The sequence below is a fragment of the Halomonas sp. SpR1 genome (assembly GCF_031010175.1).
In the GTDB taxonomy this organism is placed as follows: domain Bacteria; phylum Pseudomonadota; class Gammaproteobacteria; order Pseudomonadales; family Halomonadaceae; genus Vreelandella.
Window position 1 is genome coordinate 51766 of record NZ_JAUAMB010000012.1, and the last position, 22788, is coordinate 74553.

Annotated in this window: 20 protein-coding genes; 12 read left to right on the plus strand and 8 right to left on the minus strand. The window is 56.6% G+C overall.

Features of this window, described 5'->3' with window-relative positions; translation table 11 throughout:
- Positions 1 to 6: 6 nt before the first annotated feature.
- The 5 genes from QT231_RS10790 to QT231_RS10810 are packed head-to-tail and all read left to right on the plus strand — an operon-like array spanning position 7 to position 4740.
- On the plus strand, positions 7 to 435 hold the full coding sequence (locus QT231_RS10790) for a flagellar protein FlhE (RefSeq protein ID WP_308336902.1): 429 nt from the start codon (positions 7 to 9) through the stop codon (positions 433 to 435).
- Positions 436 to 461: 26 nt separating this feature from the next.
- Positions 462 to 1163, plus strand: a complete 702-nt coding sequence (locus tag QT231_RS10795) for an RNA polymerase sigma factor FliA (RefSeq protein WP_226250550.1) — start codon at positions 462 to 464, stop codon at positions 1161 to 1163.
- A gap of 44 nt (positions 1164 to 1207) precedes the next feature.
- The gene (locus QT231_RS10800; protein WP_022520917.1) at positions 1208 to 2029 is read left to right on the plus strand and encodes a motility protein A; all 822 of its coding nucleotides are present in this window, start codon (positions 1208 to 1210) and stop codon (positions 2027 to 2029) included.
- A gap of 5 nt (positions 2030 to 2034) precedes the next feature.
- Complete coding sequence (locus tag QT231_RS10805; RefSeq protein ID WP_308336903.1) at positions 2035 to 2706, plus strand: OmpA family protein; 672 nt, start codon at positions 2035 to 2037, stop codon at positions 2704 to 2706.
- A 27-nt stretch (positions 2707 to 2733) separates the two neighbouring features.
- Complete coding sequence (locus QT231_RS10810; RefSeq protein WP_308336904.1) at positions 2734 to 4740, plus strand: diguanylate cyclase; 2007 nt, start codon at positions 2734 to 2736, stop codon at positions 4738 to 4740.
- Positions 4741 to 4767: 27 nt separating this feature from the next.
- Here QT231_RS10810 and QT231_RS10815 read toward each other — a convergent pair whose 3' ends face one another.
- Complete coding sequence (locus QT231_RS10815; protein ID WP_308336905.1) at positions 4768 to 5364, minus strand: hypothetical protein; 597 nt, start codon at positions 5362 to 5364, stop codon at positions 4768 to 4770.
- Between the two features lie 217 nt (positions 5365 to 5581).
- On the opposite strand from QT231_RS10815, the gene QT231_RS10820 reads away from it, so the two are divergent.
- Positions 5582 to 7693: an adenosylcobalamin-dependent ribonucleoside-diphosphate reductase gene (locus QT231_RS10820; RefSeq protein WP_308336906.1), complete on the plus strand. Its 2112-nt coding sequence runs from the start codon at positions 5582 to 5584 to the stop codon at positions 7691 to 7693.
- 60 nt (positions 7694 to 7753) lie between these two features.
- On the plus strand, positions 7754 to 8548 hold the full coding sequence (locus QT231_RS10825) for a ribonucleoside-diphosphate reductase (RefSeq protein WP_308336907.1): 795 nt from the start codon (positions 7754 to 7756) through the stop codon (positions 8546 to 8548).
- A gap of 10 nt (positions 8549 to 8558) precedes the next feature.
- Here QT231_RS10825 and QT231_RS10830 read toward each other — a convergent pair whose 3' ends face one another.
- Complete coding sequence (locus QT231_RS10830; RefSeq protein WP_308336908.1) at positions 8559 to 9317, minus strand: Crp/Fnr family transcriptional regulator; 759 nt, start codon at positions 9315 to 9317, stop codon at positions 8559 to 8561.
- A gap of 161 nt (positions 9318 to 9478) precedes the next feature.
- Complete coding sequence (gene uvrA, locus QT231_RS10835; RefSeq protein WP_308336909.1) at positions 9479 to 12325, minus strand: excinuclease ABC subunit UvrA; 2847 nt, start codon at positions 12323 to 12325, stop codon at positions 9479 to 9481.
- A gap of 193 nt (positions 12326 to 12518) precedes the next feature.
- Here uvrA and QT231_RS10840 point away from each other — a divergent pair, with 193 nt between their 5' ends.
- The 4 genes from QT231_RS10840 (at position 12519) to QT231_RS10855 (ending at position 16280) form a co-directional block, all read left to right on the plus strand.
- Complete coding sequence (locus QT231_RS10840; RefSeq protein ID WP_308336910.1) at positions 12519 to 13898, plus strand: MFS transporter; 1380 nt, start codon at positions 12519 to 12521, stop codon at positions 13896 to 13898.
- Between the two features lie 72 nt (positions 13899 to 13970).
- Positions 13971 to 14606: a single-stranded DNA-binding protein gene (locus QT231_RS10845; RefSeq protein ID WP_308336911.1), complete on the plus strand. Its 636-nt coding sequence runs from the start codon at positions 13971 to 13973 to the stop codon at positions 14604 to 14606.
- Positions 14607 to 14658: 52 nt separating this feature from the next.
- Positions 14659 to 15549 carry a sugar nucleotide-binding protein gene (locus QT231_RS10850; protein WP_308336912.1) on the plus strand — a complete coding sequence of 297 codons (891 nt, stop codon included), beginning with the start codon at positions 14659 to 14661 and terminating at the stop codon, positions 15547 to 15549.
- Positions 15546 to 16280, plus strand: coding sequence for a lysophospholipid acyltransferase family protein (locus QT231_RS10855; RefSeq protein ID WP_308336913.1), 735 nt, complete (start codon positions 15546 to 15548; stop codon positions 16278 to 16280). The genes QT231_RS10850 and QT231_RS10855 overlap by 4 nt, the downstream gene beginning before the upstream one ends.
- A 91-nt stretch (positions 16281 to 16371) precedes the next feature.
- Here the strand turns inward: QT231_RS10855 and fabB are convergent, their stop codons facing one another.
- Together fabB and fabA are read right to left on the minus strand one after the other, a co-directional pair.
- Positions 16372 to 17589, minus strand: a complete 1218-nt coding sequence (gene fabB, locus QT231_RS10860; protein ID WP_308336914.1) for a beta-ketoacyl-ACP synthase I — start codon at positions 17587 to 17589, stop codon at positions 16372 to 16374.
- Positions 17590 to 17602: 13 nt separating this feature from the next.
- Positions 17603 to 18118 (minus strand): 3-hydroxyacyl-[acyl-carrier-protein] dehydratase FabA, encoded by a 516-nt coding sequence (gene fabA / locus QT231_RS10865; protein WP_022520895.1) that lies wholly within the window; start codon positions 18116 to 18118, stop codon positions 17603 to 17605.
- A 280-nt stretch (positions 18119 to 18398) separates the two neighbouring features.
- Here fabA and QT231_RS10870 point away from each other — a divergent pair, with 280 nt between their 5' ends.
- A complete protein-coding gene (locus tag QT231_RS10870; RefSeq protein WP_308336915.1) occupies positions 18399 to 20240 on the plus strand; it encodes an EAL domain-containing protein in 1842 nt (613 codons plus the stop codon).
- On the opposite strand, the gene QT231_RS10875 is transcribed toward QT231_RS10870, so the two are convergent.
- The 3 genes from QT231_RS10875 to QT231_RS10885 are packed head-to-tail and all read right to left on the minus strand — an operon-like array spanning position 20237 to position 22785.
- Complete coding sequence (locus tag QT231_RS10875; RefSeq protein ID WP_308336916.1) at positions 20237 to 20731, minus strand: DUF2878 domain-containing protein; 495 nt, start codon at positions 20729 to 20731, stop codon at positions 20237 to 20239. The genes QT231_RS10870 and QT231_RS10875 overlap by 4 nt on opposite strands.
- Positions 20732 to 22000 (minus strand): cyclopropane-fatty-acyl-phospholipid synthase family protein, encoded by a 1269-nt coding sequence (locus tag QT231_RS10880; protein ID WP_308336917.1) that lies wholly within the window; start codon positions 21998 to 22000, stop codon positions 20732 to 20734.
- Complete coding sequence (locus QT231_RS10885; protein ID WP_308336918.1) at positions 21997 to 22785, minus strand: DUF1365 domain-containing protein; 789 nt, start codon at positions 22783 to 22785, stop codon at positions 21997 to 21999. The genes QT231_RS10880 and QT231_RS10885 overlap by 4 nt, the downstream gene beginning before the upstream one ends.
- Between the last annotated feature and the right edge of the window lie 3 nt (positions 22786 to 22788).

Genomic DNA, 22788 nt, shown 5'->3' on the forward strand with positions numbered 1-22788 from the left:
CTAAGCATGCTAAGCTGGCTATCAAAAGGGAGACTGCCACTGATCTTAGTACTGGTGGCAGGGTGTCTACTCGCAGGATTAACAGGGAGTGCCCAGGCGGCACCCGGTAGTTGGAGCAGCCAGATACCTGGATTGATGGTGGCAATGAGTGATCGGGCAAGCAGTAGTAAAACAGCTTCCCCGCCCGCCGTTGGAGATCTTCAACTGGGTCAGCTTGGGCGTATACAGTGGCAGTTTCAGCATCCTCCCGGTGCGCTATTAAGTGCTTGGCTTTGCCATCCTGAGCAGTGCGTTGCATTAACCGGTATGCGGGGTTCTACCACTGCACTTGAAGGGCGGGCCGCCGATGCGCCACTACATTTTCGCTTCGCCTTGCGCCCAGGCCAGCGGCCTGTTCGTGTGCAAGGGTTGCAATTGATTGTGAACTATCAGTGAAGGCTGATTAGCCGCGAGGCGAGAATATGTACACAGCACAGGGCAGGATCAAACAAAATGAGCTGTTAACGCAATACATGCCACTGGTGCGACGCCAGGCATTGACACTACAGGTTCGATTGCCGGCGAGTATTGAGCTCGATGACCTCATCCAGGCCGGAATGGTAGGGTTGCTTGAGGCGCTGGGCCGTTTCGATGCTACCCAGGGCGCGACGTTCGCAACCTTTGCCAGTCAGCGTATTCGCGGCGCCATGATGGATGAGTTACGTACCCGCGACTGGCTGCCCCGCAGCGTACGCCGTTCAGCGCGTGCGGTGGACAGCGCCGTTCGCCAATTAGAGCAACTGTTAGGGCGAGCACCGGAAGAGAACGAAATTGCTCAACACCTTGAGATGCCGCTGAGTGAGTACCAGCAGCTTCTCAATGACACTAACAGCGGACAACTGTTGCCATTTGAAGAACTAGTGGCTGACGGCGGAGAGCCTGTCAGTAATGAACTGGGCAACTCACCGTTCGAGCAGTTGCTTGACGGTCAGCAGCGGCAAACGCTGATTGAAGCGATTGAAGCGCTTCCCGAGCGAGAAAAGCTGCTCATGGCGCTGTACTACCAAGAAGAGCTCAACCTCAAGGAAGTAGGCGCTGTGCTGGGCGTAACGGAATCACGTGTTTCTCAACTGCACAGCCAGGCCGTGAGTCGTTTACGCGCCCGTTTACACGACTCGGCATAACGCCAACGTTTTTTTACTCACTTGTGACCGGCAAGGAGCCGTGGATGAATCCTTCGACGCTAATAGGCATATTTGCCAGCATACTGCTGCTGGTAAGCGTGCTGTTTTTCACCGCAGAGTCCCCTGAGAGCTTTATCAATCTTCCGGGGCTTGCCATCGTGGTGACAGGCACCCTAGCGGCGACCTTTATTAGCTATCCGCTGAAAGAGGTGCTCCGCGTTGTACGCTTGGTAGGCTTGGTATTCCGGCGTGAAAATACCTACATGCGTGACGATATCCGCGAACTGGTCGATATGTCGCGGCTGTGGTTTAAAGGTGATGTACGCGCAGTCGAGCGCGAGTTGGAGCATACCCGCAATCCGTTTCTGCGTACCGGAATCCAACTGGTGATTGCCAATACCAAAGAGGATGAAATTTTTGACATGCTGCGCTGGCGCATTGCCCGCCTTAAAGCCCGTGAGCATGCTGAAGCACAAATATTCCGTACCATGGCCACCTATGCACCTGCCTTTGGCATGATCGGCACCCTGGTGGGGCTGGTCAACATGCTGGAGGTCATGGACGCTGGTGACTTACAGGTCATTGGTCCGCGCATGGCGGTGGCTCTGCTTACCACCTTCTACGGCATTTTACTTGCCAACTTGGTGTTTAAGCCGATTGCGGTGAAACTGGAGCGCCGCACCGAAGAGCGGCTGATTACCATGAACATGGTACTGGAAGGTATTTCGCTGATTACCAAGCGTCGGCTGCCGTCGTTTATTGAAGAGACCCTTAACTCCTTTGTGGCTAATTACCACGATGAGATTCGTGATAACAGCGTCAAACCCAGACCTGATTCGTCGGTTAGTGCAGCGGCCAAGGGGTAGGCCAGATGCTCGACCGTGATACGCGCCACGCACTGGAAATGACGCCTTCGCCAGGCGAGGGCGATGAAGGTTGGCTAACCAGCTATTTGGATGTGCTGACGCTGCTGATCACGCTTTTTGTGCTGCTGCTTTCACTAACTCCGCCGGGCGGTGGTGAAGCGGCTGATACTGCTTTCATGCGTTCAGCCAGCGCTGTATCATCACTGCCACTGGCGTCTCTAGCCACCGGCATTCAGCCCCGCCATTCAGGGGTGCAGCCGCAGTTTGACGGACTCGACATTCCTGGTGTCAGCGTTTCCCAAGGGCGCGAGGGTGTCACACTGCGCATTGATACCAGCCTGCTATTTCCCAGCGGCCAAGCGGTGTTAACCCCGCAGGGGCGTGGTGTGGTAGAAAGCCTGATTGGTGTGCTAACCAGCTTTGAAGGCCAGATATCGGTAGAAGGCCATACCGACAGCGTGCCTATTTCTACGGCCCGTTTCCCTTCTAATTGGGAGCTCTCGTCGGCGCGGGCTATCGCTGTGGTAAGGCATTTAGAGCGGCAAGGGTTCAATATTTCTCGTATGCGGGCCGTCGGTTATGCCGATACCCAACCCATGGAACCGAACGCAACCGCGGAAGGGCGAGCTGCCAACCGTCGCGTAGAGCTGCTGCTAAGACAGCAGACCGAAGGGTGAATAGATTGCGAGGCCACGTTCGTGTCCATGTATCACCCGCGATTGCAGTCGTTTGGGGCCCTACTGGTAGTCGATGCCGATTGTCGTCGCATCCAAGCTACTAGCACTAACTTAACCCGCTTAATTGGTATTGAGCGCCCTGAAAGTGGGCAGCTTACGCTTGCCTGCGTGTTGGGAAAACGGCTAAGTCAGCGGATGCGTCGTGAACTGCTGGGGCAGCAGCGGCTCCCCGGCCCTTTAGTGTTTATTCGTTCCAAGCACAGTCACGTACGTTTTCAAATCCACGCTTACCGAGCGGGTGAACAGGTCATCGTCGAGATTGAGCCGCTTAACCCCAGTAGTAAGCGTCGTCTGCTGGGTACGGTGAATGAGCGGTTGATGCGCTTAGTCGAGGCTACCCATCAGGAAGAGCTGCTCGACTGCCTGGTATACGCGATTCAACAGCTCACCGGCCATGATCGTGTCACTGTGTGCCATTTCGATAGCGATTGGCATGGTTTGATGGTCGCAGAAGCGCTGGGAAAACAGCTGCCCTCGCTCTTGGGGCAGCGCTTTCCTGCCAGCGACTTCCCCGTCGCCTTGCGCAAAAGCTATCAACATTACCCCGTACGGTTAGTTGAAGACGTTAACGCGCCCCCTGAAACGTTGATACCCGCCGACCCGGGAGTGAGTCTTAACGGTAGTTTTCTACGCGCACCTGCCCCGGAGCGGCAGCGCTATTTAAGCCGCCTGGGCGTTCGGGGCTCACTCAGTTTAGCCATTCAAGGGGATACCGGCTTATGGGGGCTAGTGTTTTGCCACTCGCCTGCGCCACATTCGGTTGAGCCCCCCGTACGTGATGCCGTTCGCACCCTGGTGCAAATGGCCACCCAGCGCATGCTGCTGCTACGGGCACGTCAAGAAGCCCGCTATCTGCAGCGGGTGCAGGATAGTCTGGTGCTTAGTGCACGAGCACGCAGCGAGCCACGAAGTCCCCAACAGTTACTCCATGAGCAGGCGGCTATCTGGATGAAGCTGTTTCGCGCCCATGGCCTGGTGCTATGGGTGAATGGGAGTGCTTATCAAGCGGGGGTGACGCCGACCCAGGAAGCGATTAGTCAGTTTGTACTGCGCCTGGAAAGAGCCCACGTGCATAGCGGCCCCTGGTGTACGCGCGAAATTGCCAAAGAGGCGTTAACCGCTTCGCTAGCCATGCCCGAGCAGTGCGGGGCCCTAGCGGTGCCGCTACCGATGAGCTCCACCCAGCGCGCCTGGCTGATGTTTTTTCGTCCCGAGCAGGTGGAAACGCTGTATTGGGCGATGCAGCCCACCACCAGCCCTAAACCGGCCGTGATATTGGCCCCGTCGGTCGCTTGGTCTGAAGAGGTCGTCGGCAAGAGCGAAGCGTGGCTGCGGGTAGAACGCTTAGCGGCGGTCGACCTGGGTGAAGATCTGACGCTGGCCATCTCGGCTTATGAAATTAGCTCGCTGAATATGCACCTGGAGCACGAGCGCAAAGCCCTGGCCGAGGCCAACCAGCGGTTGGAACAGTTAGCGCATTTTGATCCTCTTACCAAAATCTGGAACCGTTACCGCATTGAAGAAGCGATCAATGCCGAGCTAGTGGCCGCCAAGCGCTACGCGGCCGGCTTTGCCCTGCTACTGTTCGATGTGGATAACTTCAAGCAAATCAACGATGCCCACGGCCATAGCGTAGGGGACGAAGTACTGGTGGCCCTGGCACGCTTAGTGGAAAGCTCGCTGCGTGGCTGCGACCACCTGGGTCGCTGGGGCGGTGAAGAGTTTATTGTGCTGGCGACCCACTCCGATATTGACGCCGCTATTGGCCTAGCCGAACGGCTGCGCTCGCTGGTCGCAGAGCTACGCATAGAAGGGCTTGAACAAACGATTACGGTGAGTATCGGGGTTGCCATTTGGCAGCCGGGGGACAGCTGTAAAACCATTATCTCACGGGCCGATGATGCCATGTATCGCGCTAAGCATGGCGGACGCAACCGCGTCGAAATGGCGTTGGAGCCCGTGGTGTCGATTTAATAATTCATACTTTATTGAATTATTGAATTATTGAGTGGCTAACCCGCGGCTTTCACACTGCGTCATCATTCGGTTAATCGCAGCGTCAGCGCCTTGCAGGCTAAAGGTCATATACCAAGGCTCGCGCTCTTCCTGGTCAAAGCCGAGAAACAGCTGTTCGCCCTGGCGCATATCGGCCATCAGGGAGTCCAAGTCGCTTAAATAAAAGTGGGCATAAAACCCGTCATCGCCGCGCTCGGTGATAAATTCGGCCATGGTGTCGATGAGGGGCTGCTCATCGACGCGTAGTCGAGTAGGCACCAGGTTCACCGCTCGACTCTCCCCCTGCTGCTGCTCAAGGGTGACGCGCATTTCCAGCCAGGGAAGATCGCATACGCCCGACGTAGCGTTCAGGCTCAGCGTCGCGTCCGAGTAACTGTGAGTTTCCACTGCCCGATAGTGACGTTCGTCTCCCAGCGAGAGCGTCATGGACTGCCAATGGTCGTGGATGACCACATCGTCGGTATTAAACGTGGCTGCGTTAGCCATGGCTGTTACGACCATCGATGAAACAGCCATTGCCATAGCGACTAACCAAGGCGAGTGTAAATGCAGAGCGCGAGTAGTCGTTATGATCTGAGCCATCTAACCAAAATCCTTGGACGATTAATCGAAAAAAACAGTCTATAGCGAGTTACTCAATGACAAAAGTGTAAGACGCTGATTTTTCTATATATGGTAGGAGATTTTAAAAAAAGTGCCGTATGTGGTTAGAAGTCGGGTCTATACTTCACTCCGATGCCACGTATAGTGGCTCTGATTTGAGCCCGATAGTCACCCCGCTGTGAAGGAGTTTCGCGATATGAGCACCGCTGCTAAGGCTATGAAGACCTCTAACGATGTTCCCATGCAGGCCCCCTCGCGGGAGATTTGGGACGCTAAATACCGTCTTAAGGATCGTCATAGCCAGCCCGTCGATCAAGACGTCGGTGCGACGTTTGAGCGGGTTGCACGTGCTTTAGCTGCGGTGGAAGGTGACAAAGCCGAAGAGTGGCTGCCCAAATTCCGCTGGGCGTTGGAAAATGGCGCCATTCCTGCCGGTCGTATTCTCTCCAACGCCGGTGCAGAGGCCTACAAGCCTGCGGTGAGCCTGATTAACTGCACCGTCTCACGTACCATTCGCGACTCCATGCGCGATATTCTCGACTCGGTGGTCGATGCGGGCATGACGCTGAAATCCGGGGCCGGTATCGGCTACGACTTCTCGACGCTGCGCCATAAAGGCGCCTTTGTGTTTGGCGCTGGCGCGGGCACGAACGGCCCGCTGGCGTTTATGGATATCTACGACAAGATGTGCTTCACCGTGGCCTCTGCCGGTGGCCGCCGTGGCGCCCAGATGGGAACCTTTGATGTGGGCCACCCGGACGTGCGCGAATTTATCCAGGCTAAGCGCGAAGCGGGACGGCTGCGTCAGTTCAACCTTAGCCTGCTGATCACCGATGAATTTATGGAAGCGGTCAAGAACAACACCGATTGGCCGCTGGCCTTCCCTCTGCACCCCGGTGAGAAAGAGGACGTTAAAGCGGAAGACCTGATCTACCGCGACTGGCCGGTGGTGGAAGAGGGCTACACGGTAGATGCCGAAGGCCGCGTTGCCTGTCGTATTGTTGAAGTCATCAAAGCGCGGGAGTTGTGGGACACCATCATGTCCTCCACCTACGACTACGCCGAGCCAGGCTTTATCCTGATCGATCAGGTCAACCGCATGAACAACAATTGGTTCTGCGAAGATATCCGCGCCACCAACCCGTGCGGCGAACAGCCGTTGCCGCCAGAGGGAGCCTGTCTGCTGGGTTCAGTGAACCTGACCAAGTTTGTGATCGACCCTTTTGGAGAAGAGCCGCGCTTCGACTGGGAGCGTTATCGCAAAGTAGTGGCGATCTTCACCCGTATGCTCGACAACGTGGTGGAAATTGCTGGTCTACCGCTGCCCCAGCAGCAGCGTGAGATTGAAGCCAAGCGCCGCCATGGCATGGGCTTTTTGGGCTTAGGCTCAACGCTCACTATGCTCAAGATCCCCTACGGCTCTAAGCAGTCGCTGGTATTCACCGATGAGGTGAGTCGCCATTTAGCCATTGAGGGCTGGCAACAGGCGCTGGAGCTTTCTCAAGAGAAGGGGATGGCGCCGGTACTCGAACAGGAGCACACCATTACCCCCAAAATGCTCCGCGAACGGCCCCAGTTGGCTAAAGATGGCTACGAAGTGGGTGATCAAGTGCCGGGGCGCATTCTGCACGCCCGTTACAGCCAGTATATGGCCCAAGTGGCCGAGCTTGAGCCGGAGTTAGTGGCCCAGCTGGCCGAGCACGGCGCGCGCTTTACCCACCACAGCTCGATTGCGCCGACCGGCACCATCAGCCTGTCGATGGGTAACAACGCCTCCAACGGCATTGAGCCTTCGTTCTCGCACCGCTACTTCCGCAATATTATTCAGTCGGGTAAAAAGACCAAAGAGCAGGTCGAAGTGGTGTCGTTTGAGCTGGCCGCCTACCGCCACTTTATCGCCGCAGACGCGGTAGAAAGCGACTTGCCTGACTATTTTGTTACCGCCGATGCGATCTCGCCTGAACAGCACGTGGCGGTTCAGGCCGCTGCCCAACACTGGGTGGATTCGGCGATCTCGAAAACGGTTAACGTGCCCACCGATTTCGCCTTTGAGCAGTTTCAGGATCTCTATTTGCAAGCTTATGAAAGCCGTTTAAAAGGCTGCACGACCTTCCGCTTTAACCCTGAAGCTTTCCAGGGCGTGCTGGTACGTGAAGATGACCTGAAAAACACCACCTACGTGTTTGAGCTGGAAAACGGTGAAACGCTAGAGCTAAACGGCAACGAGACGGTGATTTATGACGGTGAAGAGCATAACGCTGCCAACTTGTTTGATGGCTTGAAAGAGGGCACCTACGGCAAATGGTGATGCCGCGCTTAGCGCCTCTATTCACTAATGCACACCTTTGCTAAACGGAGAGATATTCTAATGGCTGTTGAAATTACCTCGAAAATTGTTGGCTACCGTATCAAGCAGCAGGAGCAGACCGCGCCCGTTCCTGAGCTCCAGGAGGAAGATCCGCTGACGGTACGGATTCCTTCTCGCCCGGAAGGTACCTTAGAAGCCGTATCAGAGAAGATCTCCTACGTGGGGGCGGAAGGGCGCAAGAAAGTCTATCTGCTGGTGTCGTTTATGCCGGTGGAAGGCGTAATTGGCGGCAAGCGCGTGGTGATTGAACGCCCGGTAGAGTTCTTTTTCCCGTCAGGGCAGCTCTCCAGCGAGCACCAGTGGATCACTGCTACCATGCGCAGCCTTTCGCTGGCGGCTCGTGGTGGTTACGTTACCCAGGCGGTGGCGGATCTACGCAAAGTGGCTTGGGATAAAGGCTTGGTGCGCTGTGGTATGAACCGCTGGAACAAGCCGATGTTCCACGATTCGGAAGTAGCGGCGATTGCCTGGTCGATCCAGCAGATTCTCTATCGCCGCGGCTTTCTGGATCGGGACGGTAACCAGGTGCCGGTTGAACAGCTGGTGGAGCGCTATGCTCACCGTATGCAGCATGGCCATGCCTGGCAGCCGAGTGCCGATGAAGAAGCAACTGACACCACTATTGAGGCGGGAACGGTGGAGCCTATCGGCGGCGAGAAGGCAACGACAGGAAAAAAGCCTGAAGGCAGTGGCCCTGCCACGGTGGGTAACTGCCCCGAGTGCCGCGGCGAGCTGATCATGATGGATGGCTGCCCGACCTGTTATGCAGGCTGCGGCTGGTCGAAGTGTGGTTAGTAGAGGCTACTCAGCACGCAGCTTTTTGTTCACAAGAATCTAATAAAGGGCGAACATTATCGGTGAGATAACAGTCGTCAAATTCAGCCTCGTTAGCCAGCGCTTGCAGATCAGGAATCGTCAAGTAGTGGCGGTCACGGAATACTAATTCCTCTTCGCTAAGTACGGTGAAGGTGCGGCTAACGTGTACCGGGCTGAGGCCAAGTACATCGGCCAACTGCTCCTGCGAGAGCGGCAGGCGGAACTGGTTGCTAATATCCGGGTTGGTTTGGCGTAGCCTTAAATACATCTCATAAAGGAAATGCGCCATTTTCTGGCGAGCGCTACGTCTTGCTAACGTGACTAAACGTTCAGTCATTAGCGCTTGGTAACGACTGCTAATGGCAAACATCACCGATGTTAGCGGCAGCGACTGACGGAATATATCCAACATGCGTCTGTGCGGGAAGTGACATACCACGCCGTCATCGATCATGCGCACATTCTCAAGGCGCTCGGCGAAAGCAAACTCGCGCAGGCCAATAATATCCCCCGGCAAAAACACTTCCAGAATCTGCCGATCGCCGTTTTCCAAATGGCGGTATGAGTAGGCCCAGCCGCTTTTTAGCGTGCAGAACTCATTGGCCGGGGCGCCTACCTCCCAGAGTAGTGCGCCCGACTTAATAGCGGTTGCGTTCTCCTCAAGCGACATCAGCAGTTTTTTTTCATCTTCGCTTAACGAGCAGTAGTGACTGAAGTGGCTGATAATACAGCTTTTTTCTTGACCCACGGCGTATCCCTCCAGCAGAGGATTGCATATTACCGCTAACGATTATCTGTTCGCTACTATAACCAATCTGGCCACGTACTGCGTTGTCCAAATTTACTAATTAGCGTGCTTTTTTGGTTTGAGGGCGGGCTTACGCGCCCGCCTCTCTACAAACCGAAGTGTCAGCGCTTCGTTGCGCGATTACCACGCGCGAGTAGCGGTGCTAAGAAGCGGCCGGTATGCGAAACGTCCTGCTTGGCGATCTGTTCCGGTGTGCCCTCGGCGATGATCTGCCCGCCACCTGAGCCCCCTTCAGGGCCAAGATCGACGATCCAGTCGGCGGTTTTGATCACATCCAGATTGTGCTCAATCACCACGATGGTGTTGCCGTGGTCGCGCAGGCGGTGAAGTACCGTCAGTAGTTGGCGAATATCCTCAAAGTGCAGGCCGGTGGTGGGCTCATCCAGGATATACAGCGTTTTGCCGGTATCGCGCTTGGCCAATTCGCGGGCGAGCTTAACCCGCTGTGCCTCACCGCCGGAGAGGGTGGTGGCGCTCTGCCCCAGGCGAATATAGGAAAGGCCTACATCCAGCAGGGTTTGCAGTCGACGGGCAATGGCGGGCACTGGGCTAAAGAATTCCAGCGCATCTTCCACGGTCATGGCCAACACTTCGTGGATGGTTTTACCCTTGTAGTGGATATCCAGGGTTTCGCGGTTGTAGCGCTTACCCTTGCACACATCGCAGGGCACGTAGATATCGGGTAGGAAGTGCATCTCTACCTTGATCATGCCCTCGCCCTGGCACGCCTCGCAACGCCCCCCCTTGACGTTAAAGCTAAAGCGCCCGGGTTTATAGCCCCGGGAGCGCGCTTCCTGGGTGCCTGCAAACAGCTCGCGAATCGGGGTAAAAATACCCGTGTAGGTTGCCGGGTTGGAGCGCGGCGTGCGGCCAATCGGGCTCTGATCGATATCGATGACTTTATCGAGCTGGTCGAGCCCTTCGATCTTCTCATAGGGCGCTGCGGTCAGCGTGGTGGCGCGGTTAAGCTCGCGGGCGGCAATCGGCATCAAGGTGCCGTTGATCAGCGTCGATTTACCCGAACCGGAAACCCCAGTAATGGCGATAAACAGCCCCAGCGGCAGGTTGAGCGTGACGTTCTGCAGGTTGTTGCCGGTGGCGCCACGCACAATCAGCTGCTTTTCGGGATTGCCGGGAATGCGGTAGGGTGGTACGGCGATTTCCCGGGTACCGGATAGGTACTGGCCGGTCAGCGAGTTGGGGTTGTCCATCACGTCCTGGGGCGTGCCTTGGGCGACAATTTCACCCCCGTGAACGCCGGCACCGGGGCCGATATCCAGCACGTGATCTGCGGCGCGAATGGCGTCTTCATCATGCTCGACCACAATCACGGTATTGCCCAGGTCGCGCAGCCGCTCAAGGGTTTTTAGCAGGCGGTCGTTGTCGCGCTGGTGCAAGCCAATAGACGGCTCATCGAGAATATACATCACCCCCACCAGGCCCGCGCCAATCTGGCTGGCTAAGCGGATACGCTGGGCTTCACCGCCGGAAAGGGTATCGGCGCTGCGCTCCAGATTGAGATAGTCCAGCCCCACATTGACCAGAAACTCTAGCCGGGCATGGATCTCGTGGACGATTTTATCGGCAATTTCGCCTTTGCGCCCCGGTAGGCTTAGATCGGCAAAGTAGCGCCAGGCATCGCCAATCGGGAAACGCACAATCTCGGCGATGTTATGGTCATCGACATAAACATGGCGCGACTCTTTGCGCAGCCGCGAGCCGTTACAGGTGGCGCAAGGCTGAACGGCGATGTATTTGACCAGGTCATCGCGCACCATGTTGGATTCGGTTTCCCGATAGCGGCGCTGCATATTGGGCAGTACGCCCTCGAAGGCGTGTTCGCGGGTTACCTTGCGACCCCGGTCGCCCACGTAGACAAAAGGAATCTGCTCATCGCCGCTACCGTTGAGGATAACTTCCTGCTGGTGGTGGGCGAGCTCTTGCCAGGGCGTTTCCAGTTCAAAGCCGTAGTATTTGGCCAGTGCCTGGAGCTGGGTAAAGTAGTAAATATTACGCCGATCCCAACCTTTGATGACGCCTTCGGCCAGCGATAGCTCCGGGTGGCTGATCAGTTTGTCCGGGTCGAAGTACTGCTGTACGCCCAGCCCGTCGCAGGTGGGGCAGGCGCCCGCCGGGTTATTGAACGAGAACATGCGCGGCTCAAGTTCCGCCAGCGAGTAGCCGCACACCGGGCAGGCAAAGCGTGACGAGAAGGCAATATCGTCGCGCTCACCGTCCATAAAGTGAATCATGGCGGTGCCGTCGGCGAGGTTCAACGCGGTTTCAAACGACTCCGCCAGCCGCTGAGCAAGGTCGTCGCGCACCTTGAAACGGTCGACCACCACGCTGATATCGTGTTTTTTGCGCTTATCCAGCGGAGCGATGTCGTCCAGCTCCAGCACCTGGCCATCGACCAGGGCGCGTACAAAGCCTTGGGCCCGTAGCTCGGCTAATAGCTGTAAGTGCTCGCCTTTGCGGCCTTTGACCACCGGCGCCAGCAGCATCAACTTGGTGCCTTCGGCAAGGTTCATGACCTGATCGACCATCTGCGAAATGGTCTGCGCTTCCAGGTCTTCACCGTGCTCCGGGCAGCGGGGTGTGCCTGCGCGGGCGAACAGCAGGCGCAGATAGTCGTAAATTTCGGTGATGGTGCCCACGGTCGAACGCGGGTTGTGAGAGGTGGACTTCTGCTCAATGGAAATCGCAGGCGAAAGCCCTTCGATGTGATCCACATCGGGCTTTTCCATCATCGACAGGAACTGGCGCGCATAGGTGGAGAGCGATTCCACGTAGCGACGCTGTCCCTCAGCGTAAAGGGTGTCGAACGCTAATGACGATTTACCCGAGCCGGATAGGCCGGTAATCACAATCAGCTTGTTACGGGGCAGTTCCACATCGATCTGCTTGAGGTTGTGGGTGCGGGCACCCCTGACCAGAATGCTGTCCATCAACACCTCGAATCGCGCGGCAAAAGCGTGATTATACGTTTGTCTGCACCCTCCCGGCAAAACAGCTTTCATAACCCAAGATAACCTGCGTCAACTCGTGACGTTTCCAGCGCCAGTGCAAACCGCTAGAATAGAGGATTGGTTCAATCCACGCTGACTCACCCCATGTTTAACCACCATATAAAAGGGCATTATGCGCAAGGTTTCCGCACTATTGCTGGCCTCTGAACGTCGTGCGATCAGTGGTTTGGCCGGGCTCTATGCGTCGCGCATGCTGGGCCTGTTTATGGTGCTGCCGGTGCTGGCGCTGTATGCCGACACGCTTGCGGGGGCGACCCCACTATTAGTGGGCGTGGCGCTGGGTATTTACGGGTTAACCCAGGCGACGCTGCAAATTCCGTTTGGCTTACTCTCTGACCGCATTGGCCGTAAGCGGGTAATTGCCATGGGGCTGGTGATATTTGCCTTCGGCAGTGTGGTCGCGGCGCTCTCCGATACCATTATTGGCATTATTGCCGGACGGGCGCTGCAGGGCGGCGGTGCTGTAGCTGCGGCGATTATGGCGCTGTTGGCGGATCAAACCCGAGAGGAGGTTCGCACAGCCGCCATGGCGACCATTGGCCTCTCTATTGGCGTTTCGTTTGCCATTGCCATGGTGCTAGGGCCATGGCTTGCCGCCTGGGCGGGGCTTGCCGGTGTGTTTTGGTTTACCGCACTGCTCACGCTGGTGGGCCTCCTGGTGCTATGGCGCTGGGTGCCCGCGGCGCCGCAGCGGCGACGCCACCGCGATGTGGGTATGGATCGTCAGCAGTTTAAAAGTGTCATCACCCGCCCCGATTTATGGCGGCTGGATATGTCGATTTTTGCCCTGCACTTAGTGTTGATGGCGATATTTGTCGCGGTTCCTTTTCGCCTGCTAAACGCCGGTGTGGCAATTGAGTATCACGGGCTGGCATATCTTGGCATTATGGCGCTATCGTTTGTGGCCATGGTGCCGCTGATTATTGTCGCCGAGAAGCAGCAGCGCATGCGCTTGATGTGCCTGATGGCGATCGGCGCTATTGTGGTTAGTTTAGCCGGGCTAGGGCTGCCACTCGCGCCAAGCTACTGGCTGTTTGTATGGCTGTTTGTGTTCTTCACCGGCTTTAACTTGCTGGAAGCGACGCTACCTTCCATGCTCAGTAAGCTGGCCCCGGCGGGGGCTAAAGGTACTGCGATGGGGGTCTACTCCACCAGCCAGTTTTTAGGCGCTTTTTTAGGCGGTACATTAGGCGGCTTGTTGGCGCATTATGGCGGCCTCAACGCGGTCTTTATTGGCTGTGCCGGGCTGGCGCTATGCTGGTGGATCGCTATGTGGCGGATGCCCTCACCGCCGCCGCTCTCCAGCGAAGTGGTGGCGCTGCACGAGACCCAGGCAGACGCGCTCGACCTGCTGATGGAGCATTTAGCCGATGTGGTCGGCGTCGAAGACGTCATGGTGGTGCCGGAAGAGCGTTTGGTCTATTTAAAGGTCAACCGACAGCAACTCGATCAGGCGGCGCTGAATAGACTGATGGCACCCCCAAAATCTTAATCCAGCCGTGGCGATGAAGTGTGACGACGGTTGGCAATAAACTCTACTAGGCAGCTATTAAAGGAGCGTCTTATGGCTCGCGGCATTAACAAGGTCATTTTGATTGGTAACCTCGGGCAGGATCCAGAGGTGCGCTTCACCCCCAGCGGTACCGCCGTGGCCAACCTAAACCTGGCCACCTCCGATACCTGGATGGATCGTCAGAGCGGTCAGCGCCAAGAGCGCACCGAGTGGCACCGGGTGGTGATGTTCAATAAAACCGCCGAAATCGCCCAGCAGTACCTGAAAAAAGGCTCCAAGGTCTATATTGAAGGGCGTCTGCAAACCCGCAAGTGGCAAGACCAGAACGGCCAGGATCGCTACTCGACAGAAATTGTCGCCAACGACATGCAGATGCTGGATGGCCGCAGCGGTGATTATCAGGGCGGCGGCGCGCCACAGAATAGCTATCCTCAGAACGCTCCCCAAAACGCTCCTCAGCCTGCACCGGCTCAGCATCATCAGGGCGGTGGTTACCCTCAGCAGGGTGGTGCCCCCCAGGGCGGTAACAACTACCCCGGCGGACAGAACCCCCAGCAGCCGCCTCGTCCCCCTCAGCCAGCACCGCAGCAGGGCAATCAAGCACCACCGCCGAACCAGCAGAACAGCAGCTATGGTGCCCCGGATCCGGGTAACTTCGACGACTTCGACGATGAAATCCCGTTCTGAGCGTGCTAGTCGTCGCGCAGCATGGAAGTGAGAGCGATAAGGGAGAGGTGTCTTGAAGTTGCTAATATTGGATGCCGGACACTGCTTAAGCTTGGCACTGGCCCGGGAAGCAAGCCGTCGCGCCGATACAGAGTTAGTGATAGAGCAAGGGACGACCATCACTCCCTCGCGCCTTGAGGCGATAGCCCCTGACGCCGTGATTATTCCACCATTGGCACACCCACTGAACATGGCGCCAGCGGATGTGACGGCTCATGCCGATGCGGTAGATACCTGCCTGGATGCCTGTCAATCACAAGACGTAGGGTTGATATGGTGTGTCTCTGACCAGCTTTACGAAGACGGTTTGGAGGTTCCCATTGATGAGCATGTGGTGCCTGCGCCGCGGGATGATAGCTTGCGGCGTCTGGTTCAGACCGGTGATCGCATCCGTGCGGAGTTTCAGCGCCATTTAATTGTGCGCTTGGGCCCGCTGTTTGCGCTGGAAGGCAGTCATGCGTGGCTTAATGACATTATTGCTAACTTAGTGGTCGGTAAGGCAGTACGTGCCGCAGAGGATGTAATATTTTGCCCGACCTCTGCAGATGCCGTCGCCATGGCGCTGATTGGCATGCTGCAGCAACAGGTCAGCGGTGCCAATGCCTGGGGGGCTTATCATCTTGCCGGCACCGAACCGGTCAGCGCCTTTACCTTTACTTCCATGGTGCGCACCCAGCTGCTAACGCACCTTGAGGGGCGCGGCGAGCAGATTACCCTTGGTGAGGTTCAGCCGCTTAAACACCACCATGATGCCAAGCTACGGCGGGTTTTAAACTGTCGCCGTGTGCTGGATGTGTTTGGCGTTCATCAGAAGCCGTGGCGGTTAGAGGTGGGGCGTATGCTGGATGCGTGGTGTTTAACCCGTGAGAGTAATCGTCTCAGCGATACAGGAGCGTCGGCTTGATAAATGTGGTTCGCAGTTTGGTTTTCTATGCCGGATACTTTTTGGCCATGCTAATGATCGGTATCCTGTTTCTGCCCATTGCGCCGTTTCTTCCGCTGTCTGGCCGCTATCGATTACTCAATTTGTATAACTACTTTTTGATGGTGTGGTTTCGTATCGCCTGTGGGGTGCGCTACGACATCCAAGGGCGGGAAAACCTGCCCAGTGGCCCCTGTGTGATCCAAGCTAACCACCAGTGTGAGTGGGAAACCGTATTTCTGCAGGTAATGAAGCCACCGGTGTGTACCGTCCTGAAACGTGAACTGCTGCGCTTACCGATCTTTGGCTGGGGGTTGCGTCTGCTCCGCCCGATCAGCCTGGATCGCTCTAAGCCAGCGCGGGCGATGAAGCAAGTGCTTACTCAGGGTGTCGAGCGTTTGGGATCGGGGCTTTCGGTACTGATTTTTCCTGAGGGGACACGGGTAGATCCAGGCATCCGCAAACGCTATAACAAAAGTGGCAGCGTGGTGGCGTGTCGTGCAGGGGTGCCTGTGTTGCCGGTGGCTCATAATGCTGGCGAGCGCTGGCCAGGACGCCACTGGGTTAAGCGGCCAGGCGTACTGCGTGTGCGCATTGGCAAGCCCATTGAAACAGCCGGACGTATGCCTGATGAAGTACTCGTAGACGTTGAGGCGTGGATTGAAGCCCAGTTACAGGAAATTTCAGACGTACCGCGGCCTATCTCTCGCTAGCAGTGTTATGTTTACTTCTTGCAATACGAAAATGGCGCCCTTGGGCGCCATTTTCATTCTGCTTTTTCACATGCTTGTCATGGCAACAGCTTTAATCGTTAAAGCGCTGGAACACAAGACACGCATTGGTGCCGCCGAAGCCGAAGCTATTGGACAAAGCGCGCTCTATCGTCACATCATCGCGGCGTTCGGTGACAATATCAAAGCCGTCGGCCTGCTCATCCAAATCGGTGATATTCGCCGAAGCAGCAACAAATTTGTGTTGCATCATCAGCAGCGAATAGATCGCTTCCTGTACACCGGTAGCCCCCAGGGAGTGGCCGGTGAGCGATTTGGTTGAGCTCATGGCGGGCGTTGTATTACCAAACACTTCGCGTATGGCTTTGAGCTCGGCAACATCGCCTACGGGCGTTGAGGTGCCGTGGGTATTGATGTAATCAATGGCACCATCGACCGTTGCCATCGCCTGACGCATGCAACGCATAGCCCCTTCGCCCGAAGGAGCGACCATGTCGTGGCCGTCGGAGGTGGCGCCGTAACCCACCAGTTCGCCGTAGATCTTGGCACCGCGGGCCTTAGCATGCTCCAGCTCTTCCAACACCAGCATGCCACCGCCACCGGCGATAACGAAGCCGTCACGGGCTTGGTCGTAAGGACGAGAAGCCTGCTCCGGGGTGTCGTTGTAGTGGGTAGAGAGCGCGCCCATGGCATCAAACAGGCAAGAGAGCGTCCAGTGCTCCTCTTCGCCGCCACCGGCAAACACCACATCCTGCTTATTAAGCTGGATTTGCTCCATCGCACTGCCAATACAGTGCGCTGACGTCGCACAGGCAGAAGAGATAGAGTAGTTGATGCCTTTGATTTTAAACGGCGTTGCCAAGCACGCTGAAACGGTGCTGCCCATTGTTCGAGTAACGCGATAAGGGCCAACGCGACGTAGGCCTTTTTCACGCAGTACGTCGGCGGCTTCAACCTGATTAGCGCTTGAAGCCCCGCCTGAGCCAGCAATAAGGCCAGTACGCTCGTTGGATACCTGTTCTTCGCTTAGCCCAGCGTCTTCGATGGCCTGGGCCATAGAGACATAGGCGTAGGCGGCCGCATCGCCCATAAAGCGGCGCAGTTTGCGATCGATGAGTGCGTCAAGATCAATATCGACGCTGCCCGCGACATGGCTGCGGAAGCCGCGCTCGGCATACTCTTCCTTAAAACGAATACCGCTACGCCCAGCTTTGAGCGCATCGAGAACCTGTCGTTGGTCGTTGCCGAGGCACGATACGATGCCAAGGCCGGTGACTACCACTCGTCGCATGGGAGCCTCCTGATTAGAAATTCGCAGTGGAGGTAAATAGGCCAACGCGCAGATCATTAGCCTGATAAATGTCGCGTCCGTCAACGGTTACCGTGCCGTCGGCGATACCCAAGATAAGACGTCGGGTAATAATACGCTTAATATTAATGCTATAGGTCACTTTTTGTGCATCCGGCAGAATCTGTCCGCTGAATTTAACCTCGCCGCAGCCAAGCGCCCGTCCGCGGCCAGGGTGGCCTAACCAGCCCAAATAAAACCCGACGAGTTGCCACATAGCGTCTAACCCTAAACAGCCGGGCATGACGGGGTCGCCAGGGAAGTGGCAATCAAAGAACCACAAGTCAGGCGTGATATCCAGCTCGGCGATCAGTTCGCCCTTGCCATGCTCACCACCTTCTTCGTGGATGTGCTTGATGCGATCAAGCATCAGCATGTTAGGAGCCGGAAGCTGTGCATTGCCGGGGCCGAATAGCTCGCCGCGCGAGCAGGCCAGCAGTTCTTCGCGATCAAAGGAATGTTGCTTGGTCACTGAATCGTTCCGAATATCAAATTGGTTGTGAGGCTAGTCTACTTCCCGAAACCGCTGAATGCACGTAACTGGCTATTTATCGCCCATTACTAGAGATTTTAGCGGATTGGCCGATAGGACTATAGTGGGCAACTGGGTTCAACAACTGCCGATTGTGCACAATAAATTTTCCATTGCCGTAATATAGAGTATCCAAGTTTCTTATTAGGCGGCATGATCAGCATGGCACCTAACGCTAATTTTTATCTAGGTTAATTTGTATAGGGTATAGCGAATCGCCATGTGGCTTCCTGTTTCTCTCAATCGTCCGTTAGTTTGGGTCGCACTGGCGGCGCTTCCCTCCTGTGTTTGGATGCCCGATGCGATGCTCCGCCTGGTGGCTGCCACGCTGGTCGCGCTTGGGCTGTGGGACGCCTGGAAGCAAATGCGTCAACAGCGGCTACGTCTGCGCCTGTCGCAAGATGCGCTAAGGCTCGCCAGTGACGCCATGGTGATTACCGATGCGCACAATCGCGTGATAGTGGTTAATCCAGCGTTTACCGAAATCACCGGCTACGCCAGCCAAGAGATACAGGGGCTGAAACTGGAGACGTTGGCCGCCCAGCGTCATGATAAAGCCTTCTATCAAACGTTTTGGAATACGCTGAAAAGTACCGGCCGCTGGGAAGGGGAAATGTGGAGCCGCCGAAAACACGGCGATGAGTACCCCGAATGGCTAAAAGTCCGCGCGGTGACTGACAAACGCGGCAACATCACCCATTTTATTAATCTGTTTACCGATATTTCGGCACAAAAAGCCCGTGAGCGCGATTTGCGCCGGATCGGCTATGAAGATCCCCTTACGGGGCTGCCCAACCGTCGCCGCCTTCACGACCTGCTGGCCTCACGGCTGCGCCATTTACGCGCCGGCGAGAGCCTGGATATGGCGCTGGTGGATATCGATGGGTTGAAATCTGTCAACGATAGCCTGGGGGTTGAGCAGGGTGATCGCCTATTGGCGCGCTTTGCCCAGCGGCTTACCGGCTACGTGGCAGGCAGCGTAGTAGGACGGCTGGGCGGCGACGAATTTATGGTCATCCGCACCACCACCTTTGACGATCACGACCAGTGGGTGACAACCCTGCGCGAGCATATGAGTCGGCCATTTGAAATCAATGACCACTCGCTGCGTTTAGGGCTGACGATTGGCAGCTGTCGCGTGCCCGAAGATGGTAACGACTCAGGCGTGCTGTTCCAGCGCTTAGAGTCGGCGCTTTACAGCGCCAAACGGCTGGGGCGTAATTTAAGCCAGCGCTTCCGTCCGGCGCTGGATAAGCAGGATAACCCTCAACTGGCGCTGGTCAGCGATCTCCGCGCTGCGCTTATTTCCGGTGACCAGTTGGAGCTGCACTATCAAACTCAGCATGAGCCTGGCAGCGGCGAGCTGGTAGGCATGGAGGCGCTGCTGCGCTGGCGCCACCCCAAGGACGGCATGATCTCCCCAGGCGACTTTATTCCGTTAGCCGAGCGGCACGGTCTAATGAGCCAACTGGGCGCCTGGGTGATCGAAAAAGCCTGTGCCCAGCAGGCTCACTGGCGTAATAGCGCTATGCCCAAGCTGACGATTTGGGTCAATATTTCGGCCCTGCAGCTGTTTCAAGGCGATCTGGAGAGCCAACTGACCACTTGCCTAAAGCGCTACCAGCTGAAGCCTTCGCAAATCGGCTTAGAGCTGACGGAGTCGGTGTTGCTTGACGAGCGTGCGGGGGATATGGGGCCACGGCTGCAGGCACTGCGTGACCAAGGCTTTGCGATTGCCATCGACGATTTTGGCACCGGCTATTCGTCCCTCGGCTACTTGAAGCGCTTACCGGTGGACAAAATCAAACTCGACCGCGCGTTTATTAAAGAGTTGCCGCACGATCAGGCAGACGCCTCGATTGTAAAGGCGGTCTTAGCGATGGCGGAAGGTATGGGATTAGGGGTGATTGCTGAAGGTGTTGAGACAAAAGAGCAGTGTCAATTCTTGGTGAACGCCGGGTGCACAGCCGTACAGGGGTTCTACTTTGCCCGGCCACTCTCCGCCGCTGAGTTGGAAAAACGTCTGGTGCCTACGTCAATCGCCACACCCGCCGCCTCTTAAGGTTGATAAAAACGGCTAATACCCACACAGAGCAGCGCCCAAATGAGCGCGTGAACGGGGAGTAACCAGGCTGCAAGGGTCACCTCTGCGAGTAGCGCGCCACCATAATAAGAGAGTGGGCCACTAATGGCGCCACACAGCGCCGCTAGCAGCGGGTAGCGCCACAGCCACGCCAGTGAGTGATAGACCAGGGTGGCGAACAGCGGCCATAGCATCCACAGCCATAGCGGTAGGAGCCCCAGTACCAGCGTTTGATCGTTAAAATCGAAGCCTCCCAGCAGTTGCAAGCCGCCATCAATTACCAGCCCGAGCAGAGCAAATCCGGCGATAAACCGCCACTCACCGGGCCGCGCGCAGCGCCAAAGATGCCAAGCTAACAAGCTGCTGCCCGCCACCGCAGCCACCCACGAACCGCCTAATACACACAATAGCCATCCGGCTTCGAAACGGAGCGCATTTAACACTAGCGCCGACCACTTGGATGATGCCATCTAGAGCGCGCCGGTAAGCGGAATGGGCTTCGCCGCAGGCTTGGCCAGCAGCAAGTGGCAGGTGCCAATGGAACGTTCGATAAAGCCGCCCTCGCAGTAGCACAGGTAGTACCGCCACATGCGGATAAAGCGCTCGTCGTAGCCCAACGTGCGCACCTGCTCCAGACTGGCTTCAAAGCGGTGGCGCCATTCGCGTAAAGTCCGCGCGTAATGCGGGCCAATTTCATCCAAGGCGACCACGTTCAGCGACGTTTTCCGCATCACGCTGGTTAACATGGCGTGGTGCGAGGGCAGAAAGCCGCCAGGAAAAATGTAGCGCTTGATAAAATCCATATCGCGTTTAGCCTCTTCAAAGCGCTGGTCGCGGATGGTGATAGCTTGGAGCATGGCCTGCCCATCGTCGGTGAGCAGGCTATCCAGTTTATTGAGGTAGGTATCGAGATACTGATGCCCCACCGCCTCAATCATCTCAACCGAAATAAGCCGGTCATACTGGCCGGTTAATTCACGGTAATCCTGCTTGAGCAGGGTGATTCTATCTTCTAAGCCCTCTTCCTTGATGCGTTGAGCGGTATGGGCGTGCTGTTCATCCGAAATGGTCGTGGTGGTGACGCGGCAGCCGCGGGTTTTGGCGGCGTGAATCGCCAGTCCACCCCAGCCGGTGCCAATCTCCAACAGATGGTGCTCGGGCTGCACGTCAAGCTTTTCCAGCATCAAATCAAGCTTATAGGTGGAGGCCTCTTCCAAGCTGGCTTCGGGGTAGGGGAAAACGGCGCTCGAATACATCCAGTGGTGACGATCTAAAAACGTCGCAAACAGGTCGTTGCCAATATCGTAGTGGGCGGCAATATTGCGTTTCGAGCCGCTCAGACTGTTGCGCTGAAAGCGGTAGGCGGCGCCCAGTAACCAGCGGGCTAGACGGGCGCTGCCGTTCTCCATTTTAGTATTCACCTGCTCTAGGTTAGCGGCGAACAGGCGCACCAGGGCGACCAGATCGTCGGCGTCCCAATCGCCATCCATATACGATTCGGCAGCCCCCACGGTGCCGCCAAAGGCAAGGCGCTTCCAGGCGCGTGAGTGGCGGATCACCACGGTCACTTGCAGCGGGCCTTGCTGGCCTAAATGATGGCACTGACTGCCCTCAATCAGGGTGATACGGCCACCGCGAAAAGCGTCTAACTGGGCCATTAGACGTGGCTTCAGCCACTTGGTTAAACGATCTTGGGCAACCGGTTGAAGGTTAGGGGGCGTGGTACGCAGGGTCGTCACTTTGAAGTCTCCTTGCGCTTAGGGTGGTTATAAACGGGGACGCGCTTAAGCCACAGGCGAAGCGCTTCAAAATGAATACCCGCAATGGTTTTCAGGCTCATCCATGGCTGGCGAGCCAAAGTTTTTATCAACGCCCCGCGGGTGGCGGGTGAGGCGTCAAGGGTTAACGTGGCATCAAAATGGCACTGTTGATCCTGCCAGTTCTCCATATGCAGAAAGAGCTTTTCGCCGGGGGCATTAAACTTCCAGCGGTAGGTCATCGCCATGGGGTTAAACGGCGAGACGTGGAGATCTTTAGCGAAATGTGCCTGATGGCTATGGCGTGAAGGATCCACCGCGCTGGCGTAGCGGGTACGCTCGCGCCAGGGCATATTGGTAACTTCGCTCAATACCGCTGTCAGCCGCCCCAGATGATCGTAGGCGTAGTAGACGGAAATAGGGTTGAACATGCAGCCCAGTGTGCGTAGCTGGGTAAGTACGCAGATGCGGCCATTGGGGGCGCTGCCCAATTGGCGAATAAGTTCTTCACGCACGGCGGTTTTCAGTGGTCGGTCAACCGGGCCCAAGTAGTCTTCGCGACGAAAACGCGCCAATGCAGGCCGGCGGGCGCTAAAGCCGGGCACCTTGTCGAACAGGTCGGGCAGTTCATCCAGATCCAGCCACGCCATCCACAGCTGGTAACTAAAGGTGTGGTTTTTGGGCGTAAAACGCCGGTGGCGTAGGGTGCCACGGTAGATACGCGAGCGTGGCTGGGTGGTTATTCCAGCTGGTATCTCAGTCATCATGCT

Excerpts from the sequence above, each read along its gene's own strand:
- QT231_RS10845 (WP_308336911.1), top strand. The coding sequence starts at position 13,971 with ATGGCTCGCGGCATTAACAAGGTCATTTTGATTGGTAACCTCGGGCAG.
- QT231_RS10805 (WP_308336903.1), top strand. The coding sequence starts at position 2,035 with ATGCTCGACCGTGATACGCGCCACGCACTGGAAATGACGCCTTCGCCA.
- QT231_RS10790 (WP_308336902.1), top strand. The coding sequence starts at position 7 with ATGCTAAGCTGGCTATCAAAAGGGAGACTGCCACTGATCTTAGTACTG.
- QT231_RS10840 (WP_308336910.1), top strand. The coding sequence starts at position 12,519 with ATGCGCAAGGTTTCCGCACTATTGCTGGCCTCTGAACGTCGTGCGATC.
- uvrA (WP_308336909.1), bottom strand. The coding sequence starts at position 12,325 with ATGGACAGCATTCTGGTCAGGGGTGCCCGCACCCACAACCTCAAGCAG.
- QT231_RS10885 (WP_308336918.1), bottom strand. The coding sequence starts at position 22,785 with ATGATGACTGAGATACCAGCTGGAATAACCACCCAGCCACGCTCGCGT.
- fabB (WP_308336914.1), bottom strand. The coding sequence starts at position 17,589 with ATGCGACGAGTGGTAGTCACCGGCCTTGGCATCGTATCGTGCCTCGGC.
- QT231_RS10800 (WP_022520917.1), top strand. The coding sequence starts at position 1,208 with ATGAATCCTTCGACGCTAATAGGCATATTTGCCAGCATACTGCTGCTG.
- QT231_RS10810 (WP_308336904.1), top strand. The coding sequence starts at position 2,734 with ATGTATCACCCGCGATTGCAGTCGTTTGGGGCCCTACTGGTAGTCGAT.
- QT231_RS10815 (WP_308336905.1), bottom strand. The coding sequence starts at position 5,364 with ATGGCTCAGATCATAACGACTACTCGCGCTCTGCATTTACACTCGCCT.
- QT231_RS10820 (WP_308336906.1), top strand. The coding sequence starts at position 5,582 with ATGAGCACCGCTGCTAAGGCTATGAAGACCTCTAACGATGTTCCCATG.
- QT231_RS10875 (WP_308336916.1), bottom strand. The coding sequence starts at position 20,731 with ATGGCATCATCCAAGTGGTCGGCGCTAGTGTTAAATGCGCTCCGTTTC.
- QT231_RS10870 (WP_308336915.1), top strand. The coding sequence starts at position 18,399 with ATGTGGCTTCCTGTTTCTCTCAATCGTCCGTTAGTTTGGGTCGCACTG.
- QT231_RS10825 (WP_308336907.1), top strand. The coding sequence starts at position 7,754 with ATGGCTGTTGAAATTACCTCGAAAATTGTTGGCTACCGTATCAAGCAG.
- QT231_RS10795 (WP_226250550.1), top strand. The coding sequence starts at position 462 with ATGTACACAGCACAGGGCAGGATCAAACAAAATGAGCTGTTAACGCAA.